Genomic DNA, 21161 nt, shown 5'->3' with positions numbered 1-21161 from the left:
TTTCGTTTTCAGCAATGCGTCCTTCCTCGGGATCGCATTTTTCTCCTTTACGCGCGGGCGTAGATTGGCGGCAATGACGGCGCCCACGGTGGACGTCTCGCCAGACAGGAGAAATGAAAATGAAACAGATTCTGATCGCTTCGGCCTTCGTTGCCGCATGTCTCACCGCAGGTGCCGCCGGCGCCGCCGAGAGTTCCCAACCGGCCGCTCAGCCGCAGCAAACCCAGCAACAAGCCCAGACGCAAGTGCAAACGCAAGCCCAGCCGGGCCCGGTAGCCGCCGCAGTGCAAACGTCGACGGTTGCCCCGGTGTATGAAGTGCCGGGTCGCGTGAATCGCGCCGGATCGATCTACTTCGGTCAGTAAGTCTGTGTAAAAAAACGGCAGGCCGGGGAGCCATCCACCGGCCTGCCGCGCTCCCGATTCACGGGACGTCCCTCTCGCTTCCTCCTGCCCCCTCCGGTTTTCCCCCGCCGCTCAGTAAGTGCGCTTCATTGCCGACGCACAGGCTGCGGACAGACATCCCACCACCAGCACATACACCGCGATCCACCAGGGTCGATGGCCGCCGTATTCGAGCAGCGTTGCCGCGACCAACGGTGTGATCGAGCTGGAAACGATTCCCGAGACCTGATACACGACGGAAATGCCCGTGTAGCGCACCCGCGTATCGAACAACTCGCAGAACATCGACGCTTCCGGTCCGTAGACAAACGCGTACACCACGCCCAGCGGCACGATCACGGCGAGCGACACCCACCACACGTTCGACGAGTAATGCATCACCGCCAGTGCGGGTATCGACGACACACCACAGGCCAATGCGCCCCAGCCGAACACACGGCGGCGTCCCACGCGATCCGACAGCTTCGATGCGTAGGGAATCGTGACAACCAGCACGAGGGCCGCGAACGTGACGGCCAGCAGAATCGGCGTCTTCGGAAAGTGCAGCGTGCCCACGAGATACGAGATCGCGAACACTGCGTAGACGTTGAACACCACGCCGTCGATATAGCGCGCGCCCCACCCAAGCAGCACGTTGCGCCGATAGTCGCGCGCAATCTCCGAGAGCGGCACATGCGCGACGCGCTGACTGTCCTTGATGCGGGCGAATTCGGGTGTCTCGAGCACGCGCAGACGGATGAACATGCCCACGGCGACCAGCACCAGACTGAGCATGAACGCGAGGCGCCACCCCCAGGCCATGAACTGCGCGTCGGTCAAAGTGGACGAGAGCAACGCGACCACGCCCGTCGACAGACACAGCCCCACAGCGAGTCCGATCTGCGGATACGCCGCGAACTGCCCGCGCTTGCCTCGCGGTGCGTACTCGAACGCCATCAACACCGCGCCGCCCCATTCACCGCCCAGTCCGATGCCCTGCAACAGCCGCAGGAATAGCAGGATCAGTGGCGCAGCAATCCCGATGCTGTCGTAGGTTGGCACCAGTCCGATCAGGAAGGTCGACACCCCCATGATGGTGAGGGTGACGATCAGCAATGGCTTGCGGCCGAGCCGGTCGCCGAAGTGACCGAACAGGATGCCGCCGAGCGGACGCGTCGCGAAACCCACCGCATAGACCGTGTAGGCGAGGGCGGTGGCGACGAAGGCGTCGCCGCTGGGAAAGAAGAGTTTGTTGAAGACGAGCCCTGTGACGGTGCCGTACAGGAAGAAGTCATACCATTCGACGGTCGTGCCGATCAGGCTGGCCAGCGCGACCGTGCGCACCGCTTTTTCGGCGTTCACGGCATCGCTGCCACCCACGCCGGTGAGAACCTGTTCCATTGCGCCTCCTGTTGATGCGCCGCGCCGTGCGGCGCGCTGCGACGCGCCGGTCTGCGCCGGGCGTCTGTCTCCTGGATGTCTCGGTGCCGCGCGTACATCGGTTCGTCACGCGACTATTTTTTGATAATGGGTGTTGCGGGGACTGCGGGTAAGACTCGAAAACACGCATACGCGCAAACGCATGCGATCAAAGCGACAGCCTGTCGGTCAGACGGCTGCCCCGATGAAGTTGCGGCCGCGCGGACCCTCGAGCGCGGCGGCGATCATGGCACTGGATTCCGGCTCGCTCACGCCATACGCCGAGAATTCCGTGGCCACGCCCAGGTCGTTGAGGAATGCCGTGAGCTTGTCTGGCGCGTCGGCGATATCGCCGTCGAACACGCGTGCCAGCACCGCATCGCGCTCGGCACGACGGCCGATGGCCAGCCGCATCACCGCCGGCAACGTGAACGAGCACGCAATGCCGTGTGGCAGACCGTGGCGGATCGTCATGTCATACGAAATCGAATGCGCCAGCGCGGTCTTCGTGTTCGAGAACGCCATGCCCGCTTGCAGCGCGGCAAGTGCGGCCTGCGCACGCAGATCCTCATCGTCGAGCGACGCCATGAGTCGTGGCAGCACGCGCATCATGTCGCGCGCTGCGCTCACGGCGAAGGTGTCGGAGATCGGATTGGCGTTGACGTTCCAGATCGCCTCCAGCGCATGCGAGAGGGCGTCCAGACCGCTTTGCAATGTGACGGCGCGCGGCAACGAACGTGTCAGACGCGGATCGACGATGGCCGCTTCCGGCCACGTCTCGGGCAGATGCAGCGAGTATTTCTTGCGCTTCACATGGCGATCCCACAACGTGGCCCACGGCGTGACTTCGCTGCCGGTACCGGCCGTCGTGGGCACGGTGATCAGGCGTTTCGTGCGCGCTGGCCGGAAGGTCTCGCCCGCATCGAGCGCGTCGACAAGCGTGGCGAAGCGATCGTCGTCACCCGCCACCATGAGCAGCTTGGCCGTGTCGAGCGCGCTGCCGCCGCCCAACGCCACAATCACTTCGCACTGACCGTAGCGCCGCCAGAAGTCGCCGTACATCGGTGCGAGCTCGCGCACATCGGGATTCGGGCTGACCTGATCGATGACCCCGGCGAGGCGGTGCCCGAGCAGCGCTTCGATCTGACCGGACATGCCCAGCGCACGCGCCTCGGGCATGGTGACGAGTACCGCGCGGCGGTTGCCGACCAGTTCGGGCAAATGGGCGAGGGCGCCCGCACCGAAGTGAACGTCGACCGGATTATGAAAACGTGAACGTGCAGTCATGGTGAGGACGGTGCCGCCGCGCCCGCAGGCGATGCGATCAATTGACGAAGATTGAGCTGGATTATGGTGAGCGCCGTCCTATACTTCCAATTCACATTTTTTCGCCGTTGTATTGGTAAAACCTATACCTCGTCACCGGAGCGTCATCGATGCGGATTACCCAATTGCGCTCGTTCCACGCCGTGGCGCGTCATGGCAGCGTGACACGCGCAGCAGAAGCCCTGCATGTCAGTCAGCCCACGATGACCACGCAGATTCGTGCGCTGGAGGAGACCTACGGGGTCGAGCTGTTCTACCGGCACGGGCGCGGGTTGACGCTGACCCCGACCGGCAAAGCGTTGTACGCCGTGAGTCTGCGCATCTTTGCCGACGAGGCCGAGGCCCTCGGCCTGCTCAAGGAGCATGGCGGGCTGCGCACGGGGGAGTTACGTCTGGGTGCCGTCGGCCCGCATCACGCGATGGAGATCGTGGCGGCCTTCCAGCCGCGCTATCCCGGCATGCGCATTTCGATGCGCCCGGGCAATTCGGAAGAGATGATCGAGAGCCTGCTGGCCTATCGCACCGACGTGGCGGTGCTCGCGCGCTACTACGACGACGCCCGGCTGCATGTGGTGCCCTATCGCACGCATCCGGTCGTGCTGCTCGTGCCACGCTCGCACCCGTTCGCGCGGCACCGCAGCGTGAAGCTCGCCGCGCTGGCCGACGTGCCGATGCTCATGCGCGAGCCGGGTTCGACCACGCGTCACGCACTCGAAGCCGCGTTGCAGAGCGCTGGCGTGACGCCGAGCGTGGCGATGGAGATCGGGAGTCGCGAAGCCATCCGCGAGGCGGTAATTCTGGGACTGGGGATTGCGGCGGTGTCGGCGCGTGAGCACACCCCCGACGAGCGGCTCGCCACGGTGGCGATCAGCGACGCCCGCGTGGAGACGACCACCGTCGTCGTGTGTCTGGCGGAACGGCGCGAATCGCGCGCGATCGCGGCGTTTCTGGAAGTGGTGGCGGGATTGGTGTGATGCCTGGCGGCATCGGGCATCGAGCATCGCGAGGGCAGCGCCGGATGGGCTGCCCCCGAAACATCTCGCGTTACAGAAACTGGCTTGCTGCCAGCACCACGGCCGAGGCCACGAGACAGTAGATGCCGAACAGGTACCAGCGGCCATGTTCCAGCCAGCGCGAGAGCCAGCGCAGCGCCACCAGACCGGCGAGGAAGCTGAACACCATGCCGACGAGACTCGGCGTGAGCACCGTCATGTAATGACCCGAGAACGACTGCGCGCCCCCCGATTTGTACAGACGGTAAGCCTCCTTGACGATCACCGGCGGCGTGAGCACCACGGCCAGCGCGAAGCTGAATTCTTCGACACGCACCTTATCGAGTCCGCGCATCATGCCCGTCGAGATGGTCGAGCCGGAGCGCGAGAAGCCACGAAAGGGCAGGCAAATGCCTTGCACGGCACCGATCCACGCGGAGTCGGCGGCACGCATCGGACGGTCGCCCATCGGTGGGCGCCGCGTGCCCGAAATCAGAATCAGAATGCCCGCCATCGCGAGACCGGCCGAGATGATGTACAGGTTGCCGAATAGATGCTCGATCTCGGAATGCTGGGTGCCGCGCATCAGCACCTTCTCGATGAAGAACATCAGCGCCAGTCCGATCACGCCGGTGAAGGCGGTGGCGATGATCACCTGTTTGGCGTTGTGAATGAAATCGTACTTTGACGAGAAATAACGCTCGCGCCACGACTTCCAGAAATAGACGATGACGGCGAGCATCGTGCCGGTGTGGAGCATGACCAGCAACAACGTCATCTCTGGGGCCGACGGATCGAGCCCCATCAGCTTCTCGGCCATGATGACGTGTGCCGAACTCGACACCGGGAGCAATTCCGCCACGCCCTGCACAATGGCGAGCACGAGTACTTGCAGATAATCCATGCGTAATCCCTGGGAAATGGGCAAGGACAGTACGCCGGACTCGTGACATTTTCGTGACAGTCACATGACGCCGGCGCCGGTTGCCTGCCCTCAACCGGCTGCCGCGAATGATACTCCCACAGAATTGGCAGGAAATGAGGTATTGGGTCCCCGGGCAATCAGCCCTTCAGACGTCCCAGTGCCTGATCCAGGTCCGCGATCAGATCGTCGATGTGCTCGATGCCGATCGACAGACGCACCGTCTCTTCGCTCACCCCGGCCTTGCGCAGCTCCTCGGGCGAGAGCTGGCGGTGCGTGGTCGATGCCGGGTGCGTCGCGAGCGACTTGGCGTCACCGATGTTGACCAGCCGCGTGAAGAGTTGCAACGCGTCCTGAAACGCGGCGCCGGCTTCGCGGCCGCCCTTCACGCCGAAGGTCAGAATGCCCGGACCGCGCCCCGACAGGTAGCGCGCCACGAGAGCGTGGTCCGGATGCTCCGGCAGCCCCGCGTAATTCACCCACTCCACCTTCGGATGCGTCTTGAGGAACTGCGCGACCTTCAGCGCGTTGTCGGTGATGCGATCGAGCCGCAGCGCCAGCGTTTCGATGCCTTGCAGAATCTGGAACGCGTTGAACGGCGAGATCGCCGCGCCCGTGTTGCGCAGCGGCACCACGCGAGCACGACCGATATACGCCGCCGGGCCGAAGGCCTCGGTGTACACCACGCCGTGGTAGCTCACATCCGGCTCGTTCAGACGCTTGAAACGCACCTTGTGATCGGCCCACGGGAATTTGCCCGAGTCGACGATGGCGCCTCCCAGGCTCGTGCCGTGGCCGCCGAGATACTTCGTGAGCGAGTGCACGACGATGTCTGCGCCATGCTCGAACGGACGCAGCAGATAGGGCGACGGCACCGTGTTGTCGATGATGAGCGGAATGCCGTGACGGTGCGCAATCTCCGCGAGCTTCGCGATATCGGTGATGTTGCCCAGCGGATTGCCGACCGACTCTGCGAAGATCGCTTTGGTGTTCGCGTCGATGAGCGGCTCGAACGATTCCGGCTCGCGCGGATCGGCGAAGCGCGTGGTGATGCCCGAGAGCGGCAGCGTGTGCGCCAGCAGGTTATAGGTGCCGCCATACAGCGTGCTGGCGGCCACGATGTTGTCGCCCGCCTCGGCAATCGTCTGAATGGCGTAAGTCACGGCCGCCTGACCGGACGCCAGCGCCAGCGCCGCCACACCGCCTTCGAGCGCCGCGACGCGCTGTTCCAGCACGTCCTGCGTCGGGTTCATGATGCGCGTGTAGATATTGCCCGGCACCTTGAGGTCGAACAGGTCGGCACCGTGCTGCGTGTCGTCGAAGGCGTAGGCCACCGTCTGGTAGATCGGCACGGCCACGGCGCGCGTGGTCGGGTCAGGGCGGTAGCCACCGTGAACGGCAAGCGTCTCGAGACGCCATTGCGGGGCTTGCGATGATGCGTTGGTCTTGTCGGTCATGTCGAATGTCTCCGGATAAGCATGACGCTCCACGGGCGGAACGATTTGATTAGGTATCCAACGGCATTCTAAACGGCGACATGATCCGGGCTTATCTCCGATTGGCAGATGCTTAGCGAGACACGACCCGCAACCTTTCGTAATATCAGGCGTGACCGCTGCGCTATCGGAGGCTTGAGCCGCTGGCTATACTCGTTCGCACACGCCGCGGCGGCGGCTTCCGGGAGAGGCATCTCATGGCGACTGGCTTTATGGGTCTCACAGGTCTCATGCGTCCTGTGGATCGCGTCTCTCACCGTTTTGTCAGTCGGTCCGCACACCCTGTGACGTCATCCCTTGCCGTCGCGCTCATCTGTCTTTCGTTGAGTGGGTTTGGCACAGCGTTCGCGCAGGAGAAGGTGAGCCTCCCTTCGCTGGACACCGACAACAACGGCGCGCCCGTGATGATCGACGCCTACTTGTTCCGCGCGACCCACGCCACCGGCCCCACACCTGCCGTCGTTTTCATGCATGGCTGCAACGGCATGTTCACGCGCAAGGGCAACATCGACAGCCGCGAACTCGACTGGGCACACCGGTTGAATGCGCAAGGCTACGCGGTACTGGCCGTGGACAGCTTCACCTCGCGCGGACAGTCCAGCGAGTGTGCCAGGGGCGGACCGGTGCGCCCATCCGTGGAGCGCCCGCGCGATGCCTACGGGGCATTGCGTTACTTGCAGACCTTACCGGCCATCCAGCCGGATCGCATTGCCTTGATGGGCTGGTCGCATGGCGGCGGCACAGTGCTGTTCTCGATCGGCCCGAAGGGTCCCGGCCGCTCGCAGGATGCCAAACCGGCGCCGGACTTCGTTGCGGCCATCGCGTTCTATCCCGGCTGGTGCAACGCGACGGCGCAAGGTGCCGACTGGACGACGCGCATCCCGTTGCTGCTCCTCATCGGTGCCGACGACGTGTGGTCGAAGCCCGCCCCTTGCGACGCCTTCGTGCACAGCGTGATGGCACAGAGCGCACCGATCACATTCCACATCTATCCGGGCGCGGTGCACGATTTCGACTATCCGAATCTCCCCGTGCGCAGTCGTCCGGAATTCACCAACCCGCGCACTCACGTCGTGCCAGTTACCGGCACCCAGCCGGAAGCACGCGATGACGCTATCGCACGCGTGACGACGTTTCTTGCAAAAGTTTTCGGAACGTGATTTTCTTGCGCATTCGGCGAGGCATTCCCGGCATTGCGGTGGAGATGCCCGCCCGGTGGTCGTGGCCGTCGGGTGCAACGAAATTTATCCACCGGGAATCCACAGCTTAATCACAGAAAAACCGGAGATCCCCACAGGAAATTCACTGGTTTTCCCCTGAGTTATCCAAGGTATTTCCACTACATATCCACCCCTTATCCACGGGATATCCACTGGTTATCCCACGGATATCGGACACTTTTCCCCCGCCTATCCACCGGCTATCCCCTCGTCATCCACAGGGTTGCCCACAGTCGAATCACAGTTTGCCAACAGGGTTATCGACAGACTTGTCCACAACCGATGCGCGAAGGAATGCGGCGCACAAAACAAAATCGGCCGCCAGAATTGCGGCCGATTTGTCATCGGAGACTGCTACCCGGAGTCGCAATGCGCCCTGACGGCGCTGGCTCACGGGGGTTACAGCAAGTGCAGCGACAGGTAGCGGGAATTAGCTACCGAAGTACGTGGTACCCGCTTGTGCGATGTTACCGACCGAACCCGGGGTCACAACGGCAGTGGCACCGCCAACCTTGGCAACCGACTTCGGATAGACCGAATCGTGTTGTTGCAGCAGACCGGCTTGCTGAGCTTGCACGAGTTCTTCACGAACCTGGGCGCGGGTCAGCACGCTGGTTTGGGGAACCCACGAGAATTCCGACGGACCTTCGAAAGCGTCGCTGGCGAAAGCCGAACCGGCCGACACAGCCAACATCGCGGAAATCAGGGCAGAGGTAATAAGAGTGCGCTTCATGGTGTTTTCTCCTGTCTATTTAAAACGCGGCGATGTTCAATTCATCGTCGACAGTTGCAGTCTATTGCCACCATCAATCGCAATAAAGTCGATAATTGTCTATTTCTAATTGCTATTTTAGAAACAATTAAGGCGAGATATTCCCGACGTATCAGAGCAAGTGTGCACACACTTACATCAAATGACGCACGGCTGGCCGTGACAGTGATGAACAGAAGGGGGAATTTAAAATATACAAAACCGTATACGATGAATCGCGGTGCCAAATGAAAAACGGGACGCCATCAGGCGTCCCGTCTATCGCCCACGAACTGGCCGTGAACGAGGGTCGAGGGTCGAGTCGACCGGGAAAGCGAGCGGCTACTTCGCTGTGGCAGCTTCCTCCGACTTCCTAGTCGACGTCCCCGAGGCCGTGGTTTGCGCGAGCACCGGTTTGAGCGCAATGCCGGTGTGACTTGCCGCGACCTTCGTCAGCGCATCGGGGGATGTCGTCGCCACCACGCTCCCGCCGTTCTTGCCGCCTTCCGGTCCCATGTCGACGATCCAGTCGGCTTCGGCAATCACATCGAGGTTGTGCTCGATGACGACCACGGTATGCCCGCCATTCACGAGCCGATGCAGCACGTTGATAAGTCGCGCCACGTCTGCCATGTGAAGACCGACGGTCGGTTCGTCGAGCACGTACAGCGTGTGCGGCGACTTCTGTCCGCGACGCGTGATATCGTCGCGCACCTTGGTCAACTCCGTCACCAGCTTGATACGCTGCGCTTCACCGCCCGATAACGTCGGCGACGGCTGTCCCAGTGTGAGGTAACCGAGCCCGACGTCCTGCATCAGTTGCAGCGGATGCGCGATGCTCGGCATCGACGCGAAGAACTCGACGGCTTCGTCCACTTCCATCGTCAGCACATCGCCAATGCTCTTGCCACGCCAGGTGACGGCGAGCGTTTCGGCGTTGAAGCGCTGACCGTGACAGACATCGCAGAGCACCTTCACGTCGGCGAGGAAGCTCATGCCGATGGTGCGCACGCCTTGTCCTTCGCATGCCGGACAACGTCCCTCTCCGGTATTGAACGAGAATCGCGACGCCGCATAACCGCGCGCACGCGCTTCGAGCGTATCGGCAAACAAGCGTCGAATCGTGTCCCAGAAGCCGATGTACGTGGCAGGGCATGAACGCGGTGTTTTACCAATAGGGGTCTGATCGACTTCAAGCACGCGATCGATCGTCTCCCAGCCCGTCACGGACTCGCAGCCATGCCAGGCGTGCACCACCGGGCGACGCGGTTCTGCGGGCGCCTCCGACTTCGCGCGCGGCTTGCCGTCTGCCTTCACTGCGTGACGCACCGTCCCCTTGCGGGCACGTCGCTCGGCTGGCGACGACAGCACCGAACGCCCCACGGCATCGAGCAGGTTCGTCATCAGCACATCGCGCGCGAGCGTCGATTTGCCCGACCCCGAGACACCGGTGATCGCTGTGAGCCGCGACAACGGCAACGACGCCGTGACGTGCTTCAGGTTATGCAACGTCGCGCCGTGCACCGTCAGCCAGTTCGGCGGCACCGCTTCGACACCCTTGGCGGGCGCGATCACCTCGCGACGCGGTTGAAGCGGATGCTGCAACGGGTGCGCCAGGAACTGGCCGGTCAACGATTCGGGATGCGCAGCAAGATCCGCCACGCTGCCTTGCGCGACAAGCGTGCCACCACGTTTGCCTGCGCCCGGCCCGATATCGATGATGTGATCCGCGCGACGGATCGTGTCCTCGTCGTGCTCGACCACGACCAGCGTATTGCCCTGATCGCCCAGCTTGCGCAACGCGCCGAGCAGAATGCCATTGTCGCGCGGGTGCAAGCCGATGGTCGGCTCGTCCAGCACGTAGCAAACGCCTTGCAGGTTGCTGCCCAACTGCGCCGCCAGACGAATACGCTGCGACTCGCCGCCCGAGAGCGTGGGCGCCGCACGGTCGAGCGTGAGATAACCGAGCCCGACTTCCTCCAGAAACTCCAGACGCCCCTGAATCTCGCTGATCAGGTCGCGCGCAATGCTCGCATCGCGGCCGCGAAGTTCGAGTTGCTGAATCCACTCGCGCACGTCGCTCACGGTCCATTGGGCGACGTCGGAGATCGCGTGTTCGTCGAACGTCACGGCGCGGGCGACGGTATTGAGCCGCGCGCCATGACAATCCGGACACGGCTGATCGCCCACGCCTTCCGGTTCCTGCTCCTCCGACGGCAGCGAATGCTCACGCCCCCGGTTGTCCTGATTGAGCACCGTGTCGTCGAAGGCTTCGCGTTGTTCGCGCGTGAGCGCGAGGCCCGTGCCTACGCACGTCGTACACCAGCCGTGCTTGCTGTTGAACGAGAACATGCGCGGATCGAGATCGGGATAACTCGTGCCACACACCGGGCACGCCCGCTTGACCGAGAACACCTCGATCTCACCCACGCCTTCGCCCGGCTGTTCGTCGGACATCGTGTCGCCAAGCCCGTCGAGCGGCGCAAGCAGATGCATGACGCCCTTGCCCAACTCAAGCGCCGCCGCCAGCAACGTGCGCAGCAGGCCTTCGTTCTCGGGCGTGATCACCACATCGCCCACGGGCAGTTCGATGGTGTGCTCCCGGAAGCGATCGAGCTTCGGCCACGGGTCGACCGGCAGGAACACGCCGTCCACTCGCAAATGCGAATGTCCGCGCGCCTTGGCCCATTTCGCCAGATCGGTATAGATGCCCTTGCGGCCCACCACCAGCGGTGCAAGCAGGCCCACGTGCTGATCGCGACGGTCGCGCATCAGTTGCGCAACGATGGAATCCGGACTCTGCGCCGTGACAGGCGCACCGTCGTGGATACAGTGCTGAATGCCGAGCTTGACGTACAACAGGCGCAGAAAGTGCCAGACCTCGGTCGTCGTTGCGACGGTACTCTTGCGCCCGCCACGCGACAGGCGCTGCTCGATGGCGACGGTCGGCGGAATGCCATACACGGCGTCCACCTCCGGACGCCCCGCCGGTTGCACGATGGAGCGTGCATAGGCATTGAGCGATTCGAGGTAACGACGCTGCCCCTCGTTGAAGAGAATGTCGAACGCGAGCGTCGATTTGCCCGAGCCCGAGACGCCGGTAATCACACTGAACTTGCCGCGCGGAATGGAAACGTCGAGCGACTTCAGATTGTGCTCGCGCGCATTGACGATGCGAATGTCGTCGCCACCGGCGGGCTTGCGATGCGCCCGCGCTGCACGCAACGCCGTTTGCAACGGCATGCCGGGGTCGCCAGCAGGTTTGGCTACCGCGGCCGCTTGTCCCGGCGCGACCACCGTGCGTTCGTAGTCGGCCAGTGCACGTCCCGTATGCGACCCCTCGCAAGCGACCACCTGCGCAAGCGTGCCCGCGCAGAGGACTTCACCGCCGCCTTCGCCACCTTCCGGGCCAAGGTCGATGATCCAGTCCGCCGCACGCACGACGTCGAGGTTGTGTTCGATGACAAGCAGCGAGTTACCGCCGTCGAGCAACTTGCCGAACGCCCGCATGAGCTTGGCGATATCGTCGAAGTGCAGCCCGGTCGTCGGTTCGTCGAAGATGAAGAGACGGCCGCGATGCGCGACCTTCTGTCCGCTCGCCGTTTTCTTCTGCGCAGCTTCCGCAAGGAAACCCGCCAGCTTCAGACGCTGGGCTTCGCCGCCCGAGAGGGTCGGCACCGGCTGGCCCAGCTTCACGTATTCGAGACCGACGTCCACGATCGGCTGAAGCACTCGCAGCACATCGCGATCCGACGAGAACAGCTTGACGGCCTCGTTGACCGTCAGCTCGAGTACGTCGGACACGCTCAATTCGCACATCGCCTCACCCGGCACGGCGCGCTGAATCTTCACGTCGAGCACTTCGGCGCGATAGCGCTTGCCGTCGCAATCCGGGCAGCGCAGATAGACGTCGCTCAGGAACTGCATCTCCACATGCTCGAAGCCCGAGCCACCGCACGTCGGGCAACGCCCGTTGCCGGAGTTGAAACTGAAGGTGCTGGCGGTGTAGCCGCGTTGCAGTGCCACCGGCTCGGCCGCGAACAGCTTGCGAATCTCGTCGAACGCGCCGACATAGCTCGCCGGGTTCGAACGTGCCGTTTTGCCGATAGGCGATTGATCGACGAACACCACGCCCGAGAGTTGCTCGGCACCGAGGAGTTCGTCGTGCGCGCCCGGCGCCTCGGTCGGATCGCCAAAGTGACGCGCCAATGCCGGATTGAGCACGTCCTGCACCAACGTCGATTTGCCGGAACCCGACACACCAGTCACGCACACGAGTCGCCCGAGCGGAATCTCGACGTTGACATGCTTGAGGTTGTGCTCGCGAACGCCACGCAACGTCAGGCGCGGCGTATCGGCATCGACCGGGCGCGCGCGCCAGTTCGACGCGTTGGCCACATGCTTGCGCCCGCCCAGATAGCTGCCGGTCAGCGTATCGGCGTGACGCACTTCCTCCGGCGTGCCGTCGAAAACGATCTGGCCGCCACGCTCGCCCGGCCCCGGCCCCATATCGATGACGCGGTCGGCAGCGAGCATCACCGCCGGGTCGTGCTCGACCACGACGAGTGTATTGCCCGCGTCGCGCAGACGATGCATCGCGGCAACGATGCGGTCCATGTCGCGCGGATGCAGGCCGATACTCGGTTCGTCCAGCACGAAGAGCGTGTTGACGAGCGACGTACCGAGCGCGGTCGTCAGATTGATACGCTGCACTTCACCGCCGGAGAGCGTGCGGCTCTGGCGATCGAGCGTGAGGTACCCGATGCCGACGTCGCACAGATACTTCAGGCGGGTGCCGACTTCCTCCTGCAGCAGCTTGAGAGCGTCGTCGAGCAGGCTCGAGGGCAAGGTGAGTGAATCGAAGAACTGACGCACGCGCGAAATCGGCATGAGCATCAGGTCGTGCATGGTGAGGCCCGGCAGCGCCTCGAGCTGCTCGCGCGACCATGACACGCCACGCGGCATGAAGCGCTGGGCGGGCGGCATCACGGCGTCGGCGTTCGCCTTCGAGCCAAGACGCCACAGCAGGCCTTCCGTCTTCAGGCGAGCGCCGCCACAGGTCTCGCAAGTCGTATAACTGCGGTACTTCGACAGCAGCACACGGATGTGCATCTTGTACGCCTTCGACTCCAGATAGCCGAAGAAGCGGCGGATGCCGTACCACTGTTTGTTCCACTCGCCTTTCCAGTCGGCATCGCCTTCGATGACCCACTCGCGATGCTCGGGCGACAGTTTCGACCAGGGCGTGTCGCGCGGAATACCGGCCTTGCCGGCGTATTCGAGCAGGTCGTCCTGAATCTCTTTCCACGCCGGTGTCTGGATGGTCTTGACCGCGCCCCCCCGCAGCGTCTTGCGTTCGTCGGGAATCACCAGACCGAGATCGACACCGATCACACGGCCGAAGCCGCGACAGGCTTCGCACGCGCCATAGGCGGAATTGAACGAGAAGAGCGCGGGTTGCGGGTCGGCGTAATGCAGGTCGCTATCGGGGCAGTGCAGATCCTGCGAGTAGCGCCAGATGTCGGGCTCGCCCACGTCGGCCAGCACGTAGACATTCACACGTCCACGACCACGTTTGAGCGACGACTCGATGGCCTCCATCGCACGCACCTTCTCGGTGTTCTGCAAACGGAACCGGTCGGCCACGACGTCAAGCACCTTGCGTGTGCCATCTGCCGTTGCGACTTCGCGCTCGGCCTGCACACGCGTATAGCCGGAGGCCGATAGCCACTGCTCGACTTCATCGGCCGTCACGCTGCCCGGCAGTTCGACCGGGAACGTCACGACCAGACGCGGATCGCCTTCGGCGGTACGTGCCATCAGATCGGCGTAGATCGTCTCGGGCGTGTCGTGACGCACCGGTTGCGCCGTCTCGCGATCGAACAGCGCCGCCGCACGGGCGAACAGCAACTTGAGGTGATCGTTGAGTTCGGTCATCGTGCCGACCGTCGAGCGCGAACTGCGCACGGGGTTCGTCTGATCGATGGCGATGGCAGGCGGCACCCCTTCCACATGGTCGACCTGCGGACGATCCATGCGATCGAGGAACTGGCGGGCGTAGGCACTGAAGGTTTCGACGTAGCGCCGCTGGCCTTCGGCAAACAGCGTGTCGAAGACAAGGCTCGACTTGCCGGAACCGGACGGACCGGTCACGACCGTCATTTCACCGGTCTGCAGATCGACGTCGAGGTTCTTGAGGTTGTGCTGGCGAGCGCCACGAATGCGAATGGCGTGGCTGGCCGACGGGTCGGATTTCGGGGATGACTTGTCCACTTGGTATCAGGGCCGCTTGATTGACAATGAACAGCGTGAAGATAAACAGCGTGACGTCTGACAGCGCGCACGCGCGCCTCGGGGGAACTACTGTATCAGGCCGATACGACAGTCGCTGGCAGCATCCGCGCTTCGCTCGGCATGCCGCGATTGTACTGTACATTTGTACAGCATAATCGATTCCCCCATTGCCGGTGTTCCTAATCCGGCTGCCCTCCCCGGCTCCCGAATTGTTTCCTATGCGTCACCACCCGATACGCTCATGATATGATGCGAATGATTATCATTAACCTCAAAAGCGGCTAGATCAGCGAAGGTTGCGTACTCGCGCGGCCGAGCCAGGACCATGATGCGTGACGACACCGGGGGACGCAAACACGACGCACGCGCCGACGCGTCCGGCGTGGCCACGCTCTATCACGATCACCATGGCTGGCTGCGCAACTGGTTGCAGCGCAAGCTGGGCAATCACGGCGACGCCGCCGACCTCGCGCACGACACGTTCGTGCGCCTGCTCAGCAAAGACGCCCCCGTCTGCCCACGCGAACCCCGGGCGTTTCTCACCGTCGTTGCGCAGGGGCTGGTCGCCAACCTGCATCGCCATCGCAAGATCGAAGCCGCCTATCTCGACGCGCTCGCCGCGCAACCCGAGACCGTTGCGCCTGATCCGGAAACCCGTGCGATCCTGCTCCAGACACTCATCGATATCGACCGACGCCTCGACGGCCTGCCGCCTGTCGTGCGCCGCGTCTTCCTGATGTCGCAACTCGACGGCCTCGCGCAGCGCGATATTGCCGACGCCACCGGCATCTCCATCGCCACGGTGCAACGCCACATCGTCAAGGCGCTGCACGCGTGCTGCTTCGGGAACCCCGCCGCATGAGTGCCGACACGCGTTCCGCACGCCTTCCGGAATCGATCACGCTCGCGGCCACCGAGTGGTTCGTTCGCCTGCAAGCGAACGATGCGCCCGGCACCGACGCCAGCGTTCGCGCCGCCACGCAGGCCGCATGGCAGCACTGGCACGACGCCGATACCCGCCACGCCCTCGCATGGCAGCGTCTGGTCGACTTCGGCACGCATCTGCGCACCCTCCCGCCCCTCGTCGCGCACCACACGCTCGTGCGTGCGCGAGCGAATCCGGGGCGACGGCGCGTGCTCAGCCTCATCGCCTTTGGCGGTATCGCGGGCGCCGTCTGGTCCGCCAGCGACTCCAATGCCGTGCGTGCCTGGCGAGCCGACGTGAGCACCGGCGTGGGCGAGCGCCGCACCCTCCAGTTGGCAGACGGCACCACGCTCGCACTGAATACCGACTCCGCCGTCGACGTCAGCCTCTTGCAGGACACCCGCCGCCTGCGCCTCTTGCGCGGCGAGATCGCCATCACGACCGGCGCCGATGCGGATCGTGGCCACCGCCCGTTCTTTGTCGACACCGCACAGGGCAGTCTTCAGGCGCTCGGCACTCGCTTCGTCGTGCGTCAGCACAACGACAGCGCCACCGTCACGGTGCTCGAAGGCGCCGTGCGCATCGTGCCCGCGAAAGCCGCGAGCGCCGCCACCATCCTCACGGCAGGACAGGGCGCGACGTTCGACGCCATCGCGCTGCGCTCACGCGTCGACGACCCGAGCGCAGCCAGCGCCGCCGCCGCGTGGACACAAGGCATGCTCGTCGTCCACGCCATGTCGCTCGGCGCCTTTCTTACCGAGCTCGGCCGCTACCGCCGGGGGCATCTCGGATGCGCCCCGGAAATCGCCGGCCTGCGCGTCTCCGGCATTTACCCCGTCGACGACACCGACCGCGTGCTCGATATGCTCTCGCGCGCATTGCCGGTCGACGTGCAGCGTTACACGCGCTGGTTCGTTCGCGTACAGCCCGGCGCGGGCACGAGCGAACCCCCGGGGCGCGTGCGAACGTACCGTGCCGTCGGCGGCGACCGCCCGCACACCTGAGGCAATGGCAGGAAATATTTTGACGTCGGATGAGGGGTTTTCGAATCTCGCGGGGCATAGACAGGAATGCCCATTTCGATGTTTCGATGCTCCATAGAAAGGAATCCGCCGTCATGTCTTCTCACGTCAGCCACACGCCTATGCGTGCCGCACGTGTGCGCACGCTCGTGCGTGCCGAAACCGCCAACGCTCGCCGGGCCGTCACGCTGGCCGCCAGCACGCTATTCGCCCTGAGCGCATTGACGGCCCTGAGCGCCTACGCTCAGTCGGCCGGCGGCAGCGCCGCCCCGGCCACAGCGGCGCGCGCCGCGCAGTCGCTGCATATTCCCGCCGGGTCGCTGCAACAGGGCCTCGTCGCCTTTGCCCAGCAGACCGGCCTGATGATTTCCTATGACGCCGCCCAGATCGCCGACAAGCGCACGGCCGGTGTCTCGGGCACCTACACGCCGTCGCTCGGGCTGGCGATCCTGATCGAAGGCACCGGCTTGCAGGCTTCCGGCCAACCCAACGGGGGCTACCTCATCGCGCCCGGCGCGAGTGCCGCGGCCGGCGCCACCGGCGCCGCCGTCGCTCTGCCGCAGACGAACGTGAACGCCCGCGCTGAGCGCGACGTCGCTCGCGGGCCGGTCGTTGGCTACGTCGCGCAGCGCAGCGACACGGCGACCAAGTCGGATACGTCGATCATGACGACCTCGCAATCGATCAGCGTGATCCCGCGCGATCAGATGAACGATCAGGCCGTGCAGACCGTGACCGACGCGCTCAAGTACGCCGCCGGCGTGAACGCCGACCCGTATGGCAGCGACACCCGCGCCGACTGGTTCTACATTCGCGGCTTCAATGCCGACGTCTACTGGGATGGCCTGCGCGTGCCGCAGATTGCCAACCGTCCGGGCAGCTACGCCGCCATTCGCGTCGATCCGTACACGCTCGAGCGCGTGGAAGTGCTGCGCGGTCCGAGTTCCATCCTCTATGGCGCAGGCAACCTCGGCGGTCTCGTCAATCTCGTGAGCAAGGCGCCAAGCGCTGAGCCGTATCGCGAAATCGGCGTCGACTACGGCACCTTCGATCGACGTCAGTTGCGCGTCGACATGACCGGGCCGGCCAACGAAGACGGCACGCTGCTGTACCGCATCACAGGACTCGGGCGTCTCTCGAATTCGCAGACCGATAACGTGAGCGACGACCGCATCATGCTTCAACCGTCGATTACGTGGCGTCCCAATGCGCAGACGAGCCTCACGTGGTTCGTGAACTACATGCAGGACAACATGGGCTCGTCGGTCAGCTATGGCCCGGCGCTCGGCATGGTGAATCCCTCGCGCTGGGGCCGCATCGACCGCGACCTGCTCACCGGCGACCCGGCGTTCGATCGCTATCGCAAAACGCAGGTCGCCACCGGCTACCGCTTCGAGCATCGCCTGAACGACGCCCTGCAATTTCGCTCGACCGCGCGCTTCACGCACATGGATCTCGACTACAAGTCGATCTATGGCACGGCACTGCTGGCCGATCAACGCACGTTGCAACGCACGGCTTATCAGGCCGCGCCGATCCTTAACGGCTGGCAGCTCGATAACAACGTGCAATACGACACCAAAACCGGCCCCGTGGCGCACAAGGTCGTCGGGGGCGTCGATTTCCAGACGCAGCGTTTCCTGAATCGCGTGTGGACGGGCACGGCACCGTCGCTCGATCTCTACGCACCGGTCTACGGCGTGAAGGGCGTGTTGCCCGCCAACCCCACGACAAGCACCGACCAGACACAAACGCAGCTCGGTCTGTATTTGCAGGATCAGATGCGCTGGGACCGCTGGTATCTCACGCTGGGTGGACGCGAAGATTTCACGTGGTCGACGACCGACAACAACATCAACAAGACGTCGGTGAAGCAAACGCCGAACAAGTTCACCTGGCGCGCCGGTCTGCTGTACGAGTCGGCCATCGGCCTGTCGCCGTACTTCAGCTATTCGACGTCGTTCCTGCCCACGCTCTCGACCAACCTCGCGGGCGATCCGCTCAAGCCCACGACGGGTCAGCAATACGAAATCGGCATCAAGTACCAGCCGGTGAACACCAATGCGATCTTCACCGCGTCGCTGTTCAACCTGACCCAGCAAAATGTCTCGACCGCCGATCCGGCCAACACGCGCAACACGATTCAAACGGGCGAAGTGCGCTCGCGCGGGGCGGAACTCGAAGCCCGCATGAGCCTGACGAACAGGCTCAACGTGGTCGCGAGCTACACGTATCAGGACGTCGAAGTCACTCGCAGCAACAACAGCGATCTGGGTAAGCGCCCCTATGGCGTGCCGCGCAACATGGCGTCGTTCTGGGCCGACTACAACTTCGGCAATGTCGGCGACGTGAAGCTCGGCGCAGGCGCAGGCGTGCGCTATCTGGGTCAGACGGCAGGCGACACGGCCAACTCGTTCTCGGTACCGGGCGTCACGCTCGTCGACGCCTCGCTGCATGCCGACATCGGCTGGCGCTGGCGTGTGCAACTCAACGCGACCAACCTGTTCGACCGCACTTATGTGGCAGGCTGCAACACCACGGTGCAGTGCTACTACGGCACCGGCCGCACGGTGCTCGGCAGTGTGACGGCGCGCTGGTAAAACGCGTCGGCAGATCCCGGGGCGTTCGCGTGTTGCGGGCACCCGGGATCGCGCCTGGTGCGATGGAGTAGCATGGCGGCATCCGGGCTCTCTTTCGCACGACATGAGTGCAATCCTTGCGGCGCGCAGCGCCACACTGCGCGCGGCCTCGCACGAGGCAGCAGGCAACGTCGCGGGCCGTACCCACCGCCGCGCCGCCTTCTTCGCGCCACTCCTGCCGCTCCTCTTGCTCGCCGCCTGTGCGGGTGCTCCCCAAAGCGTCACGGCGCCACCGCCGTCCGGCGCGATCACCACGGCCGCGCGCGGCAACCTCAGCCGCTTCCCCATCGAGCATTACGATCAGACCGTCGATCACTGGATTCGCCCAGACGACCCCGGCTACGATCAACCGCTCCTCTCCGAGCAAGCACAAAGCCGACGCTTCGACGCGTTCCGTGCGCGCTACTTCGGCACCGCACCGCGCGACCCGTCGCCGTGGAACGGCGCATGGCTCTCAAACTCGCTGCTCAATGCCGCCGGTGCCCGGCAGATCGCCGATTCGCAAGGCCGTCGTGTCAGACGTTTCGACAACAGCGCGCCCGGCGTGCGCACGACCTACGGAGAGAATTTTCAGCCGCACACTGCCGCATGGATTCGCGCCATCGAAGCCAACATGGCGCTGGCGCAACTCAATGCGGATCACGCGGCATGGCAATACGATCCGCGACGTCGCGGCATCACCGTCGACAATGCGCTTGTGCGCCAGCTGCCGAGCGCCGATCCGGCGTTCTACGATTTCCGTGAAGCCGGCGAGGGCTATCCGTTCGATGCACTGCAAGACTCCGCACTGCGCCCCGGCACACCGGTGTACACGCTCGCGCGCAGCGCCGACGGCGCATGGCTGCTCGTCTATTCGCCCGATCTGATCGGATGGGTGGATGCCCGCACCGTGGCGTCGGTCGACGAGCGATTCGTTGCGACCTGGCGTAACGCGGCGCAGCGCAGCCTCGGTGCGATCGTGCGTGCCGACACCGCGCTGGCCGACGTGTCATCCGGCGCCGCCGGTGCGGGTGTGCCCATCTACCGCACGTTCGCGCCGATCGGCACGGTGCTGCCGCTGATGCCCTCGCGCGACGCACGGCAAGTGGCGATGTTCCCCGTGGCCGACATTGAACGACATGCGCAGATTCGCACCATTGTGCTCGACACATCGACCATCGTGCCGATGCCGTGGGCGCTGACGCCGCGTCATATGGCTCAGGTGATGAAGCAGCAGATCGGACGCCCCTACGGCTGGGGTAACACGCTGTTCTATAACGATTGCTCGGCAGAGACGCGCAGTCTTTTCGCCCCCTTCGGCGTGTGGCTGCCACGACATTCGTCCGATCAGCTACGCGCGGGCCAACGCACCGATCTGCGCACGGCCGACATCGATACGCGACTGCGCACACTCGCCGAGCGCGGCCGCCCGCTGATGACGCTGATCCACATCAACGGCCACATCATGCTGTATCTGGGCAATGCGCAGCGCGACGGCGCCAGTGTGCCGATGACCTATCAGAACGTGTGGGGGCTTTCGCCTGCGGATAACAGCCGTCGCAACGTCATTGGCGGCTCGGTGATCCTGCCGTTGCTCAAGACCTATCCGGAAGATCGGGAGGTGCGCTCGCTCGCGGGCAAGTCGTTGTTCGAGATCAGCGTGATCGGCGGTGACGATACCGAAGCCGGTGCAGACGCCGTGCAAGCGCCAAGCACCGATTCGTCGGAAGAGATGCCGCAATAAGGGCCGTGGTTATCTCATCGGCCCATGGCCCAAGGGCGTCGAACACGTC

At 64.1% G+C, this 21161-nt stretch carries 13 protein-coding genes; 7 read left to right on the top strand and 6 right to left on the bottom strand.

Translation table 11 applies throughout. The annotated features are described in order from the left end of the window. The first annotated feature begins 119 nt into the window (after positions 1–119). Positions 120–365, top strand: a complete 246-nt coding sequence (locus PI93_RS00490) for a hypothetical protein (protein ID WP_039373363.1) — start codon at positions 120–122, stop codon at positions 363–365. Between the two features lie 111 nt (positions 366–476). Here the strand turns inward: PI93_RS00490 and PI93_RS00485 are convergent, their stop codons facing one another. Together PI93_RS00485 and psrA are read right to left on the bottom strand one after the other, a co-directional pair. Beyond that, positions 477–1784, bottom strand: a complete 1308-nt coding sequence (locus PI93_RS00485; RefSeq protein ID WP_052240883.1) for an MFS transporter — start codon at positions 1782–1784, stop codon at positions 477–479. Between the two features lie 207 nt (positions 1785–1991). Continuing rightward, positions 1992–3089: an iron-containing alcohol dehydrogenase PsrA gene (gene psrA / locus PI93_RS00480; RefSeq protein ID WP_039373362.1), complete on the bottom strand. Its 1098-nt coding sequence runs from the start codon at positions 3087–3089 to the stop codon at positions 1992–1994. A 149-nt stretch (positions 3090–3238) separates the two neighbouring features. Here psrA and PI93_RS00475 point away from each other — a divergent pair, with 149 nt between their 5' ends. Then, positions 3239–4102, top strand: coding sequence for a LysR substrate-binding domain-containing protein (locus PI93_RS00475; protein ID WP_039373359.1), 864 nt, complete (start codon positions 3239–3241; stop codon positions 4100–4102). 70 nt (positions 4103–4172) lie between these two features. Here the strand turns inward: PI93_RS00475 and PI93_RS00470 are convergent, their stop codons facing one another. Both PI93_RS00470 and PI93_RS00465 read right to left on the bottom strand, forming a co-directional pair. Further along, positions 4173–5024 (bottom strand): undecaprenyl-diphosphate phosphatase, encoded by an 852-nt coding sequence (locus tag PI93_RS00470; protein ID WP_039373358.1) that lies wholly within the window; start codon positions 5022–5024, stop codon positions 4173–4175. A gap of 158 nt (positions 5025–5182) precedes the next feature. Further along, positions 5183–6499 carry an O-acetylhomoserine aminocarboxypropyltransferase/cysteine synthase family protein gene (locus PI93_RS00465; protein ID WP_039373355.1) on the bottom strand — a complete coding sequence of 439 codons (1317 nt, stop codon included), beginning with the start codon at positions 6497–6499 and terminating at the stop codon, positions 5183–5185. Positions 6500–6897: 398 nt separating this feature from the next. On the opposite strand from PI93_RS00465, the gene PI93_RS00460 reads away from it, so the two are divergent. After that, positions 6898–7698: a dienelactone hydrolase family protein gene (locus PI93_RS00460; protein WP_158453284.1), complete on the top strand. Its 801-nt coding sequence runs from the start codon at positions 6898–6900 to the stop codon at positions 7696–7698. 490 nt (positions 7699–8188) lie between these two features. Here the strand turns inward: PI93_RS00460 and PI93_RS00455 are convergent, their stop codons facing one another. Continuing rightward, positions 8189–8491: a DUF4148 domain-containing protein gene (locus PI93_RS00455; RefSeq protein WP_052240882.1), complete on the bottom strand. Its 303-nt coding sequence runs from the start codon at positions 8489–8491 to the stop codon at positions 8189–8191. A 360-nt stretch (positions 8492–8851) separates the two neighbouring features. Then, complete coding sequence (gene uvrA / locus PI93_RS00450) at positions 8852–14782, bottom strand: excinuclease ABC subunit UvrA (RefSeq protein ID WP_039373353.1); 5931 nt, start codon at positions 14780–14782, stop codon at positions 8852–8854. Between the two features lie 346 nt (positions 14783–15128). Here uvrA and PI93_RS00445 point away from each other — a divergent pair, with 346 nt between their 5' ends. From PI93_RS00445 to PI93_RS00430, 4 genes are all read left to right on the top strand, one after another. Next, entirely contained in the window at positions 15129–15665 is a 537-nt protein-coding gene (locus PI93_RS00445) for a sigma-70 family RNA polymerase sigma factor (protein WP_236105685.1), read from the top strand. Further along, positions 15662–16732, top strand: a complete 1071-nt coding sequence (locus PI93_RS00440) for a FecR domain-containing protein (protein WP_052240881.1) — start codon at positions 15662–15664, stop codon at positions 16730–16732. Before PI93_RS00445 ends, PI93_RS00440 begins: the two co-directional genes overlap by 4 nt. Before the next feature lie 113 nt (positions 16733–16845). Then, positions 16846–19350 (top strand): TonB-dependent siderophore receptor, encoded by a 2505-nt coding sequence (locus PI93_RS00435; protein WP_052240880.1) that lies wholly within the window; start codon positions 16846–16848, stop codon positions 19348–19350. A gap of 103 nt (positions 19351–19453) precedes the next feature. Then, complete coding sequence (locus PI93_RS00430) at positions 19454–21112, top strand: SH3 domain-containing C40 family peptidase (protein ID WP_052240879.1); 1659 nt, start codon at positions 19454–19456, stop codon at positions 21110–21112. The last annotated feature ends 49 nt before the right edge of the window (positions 21113–21161 follow it).

The organism is Pandoraea fibrosis (assembly GCF_000807775.2).
Classification (GTDB): Bacteria; Pseudomonadota; Gammaproteobacteria; order Burkholderiales; family Burkholderiaceae; genus Pandoraea; species Pandoraea fibrosis.
This window is presented reverse-complemented; position numbering and strand designations above follow the sequence as displayed.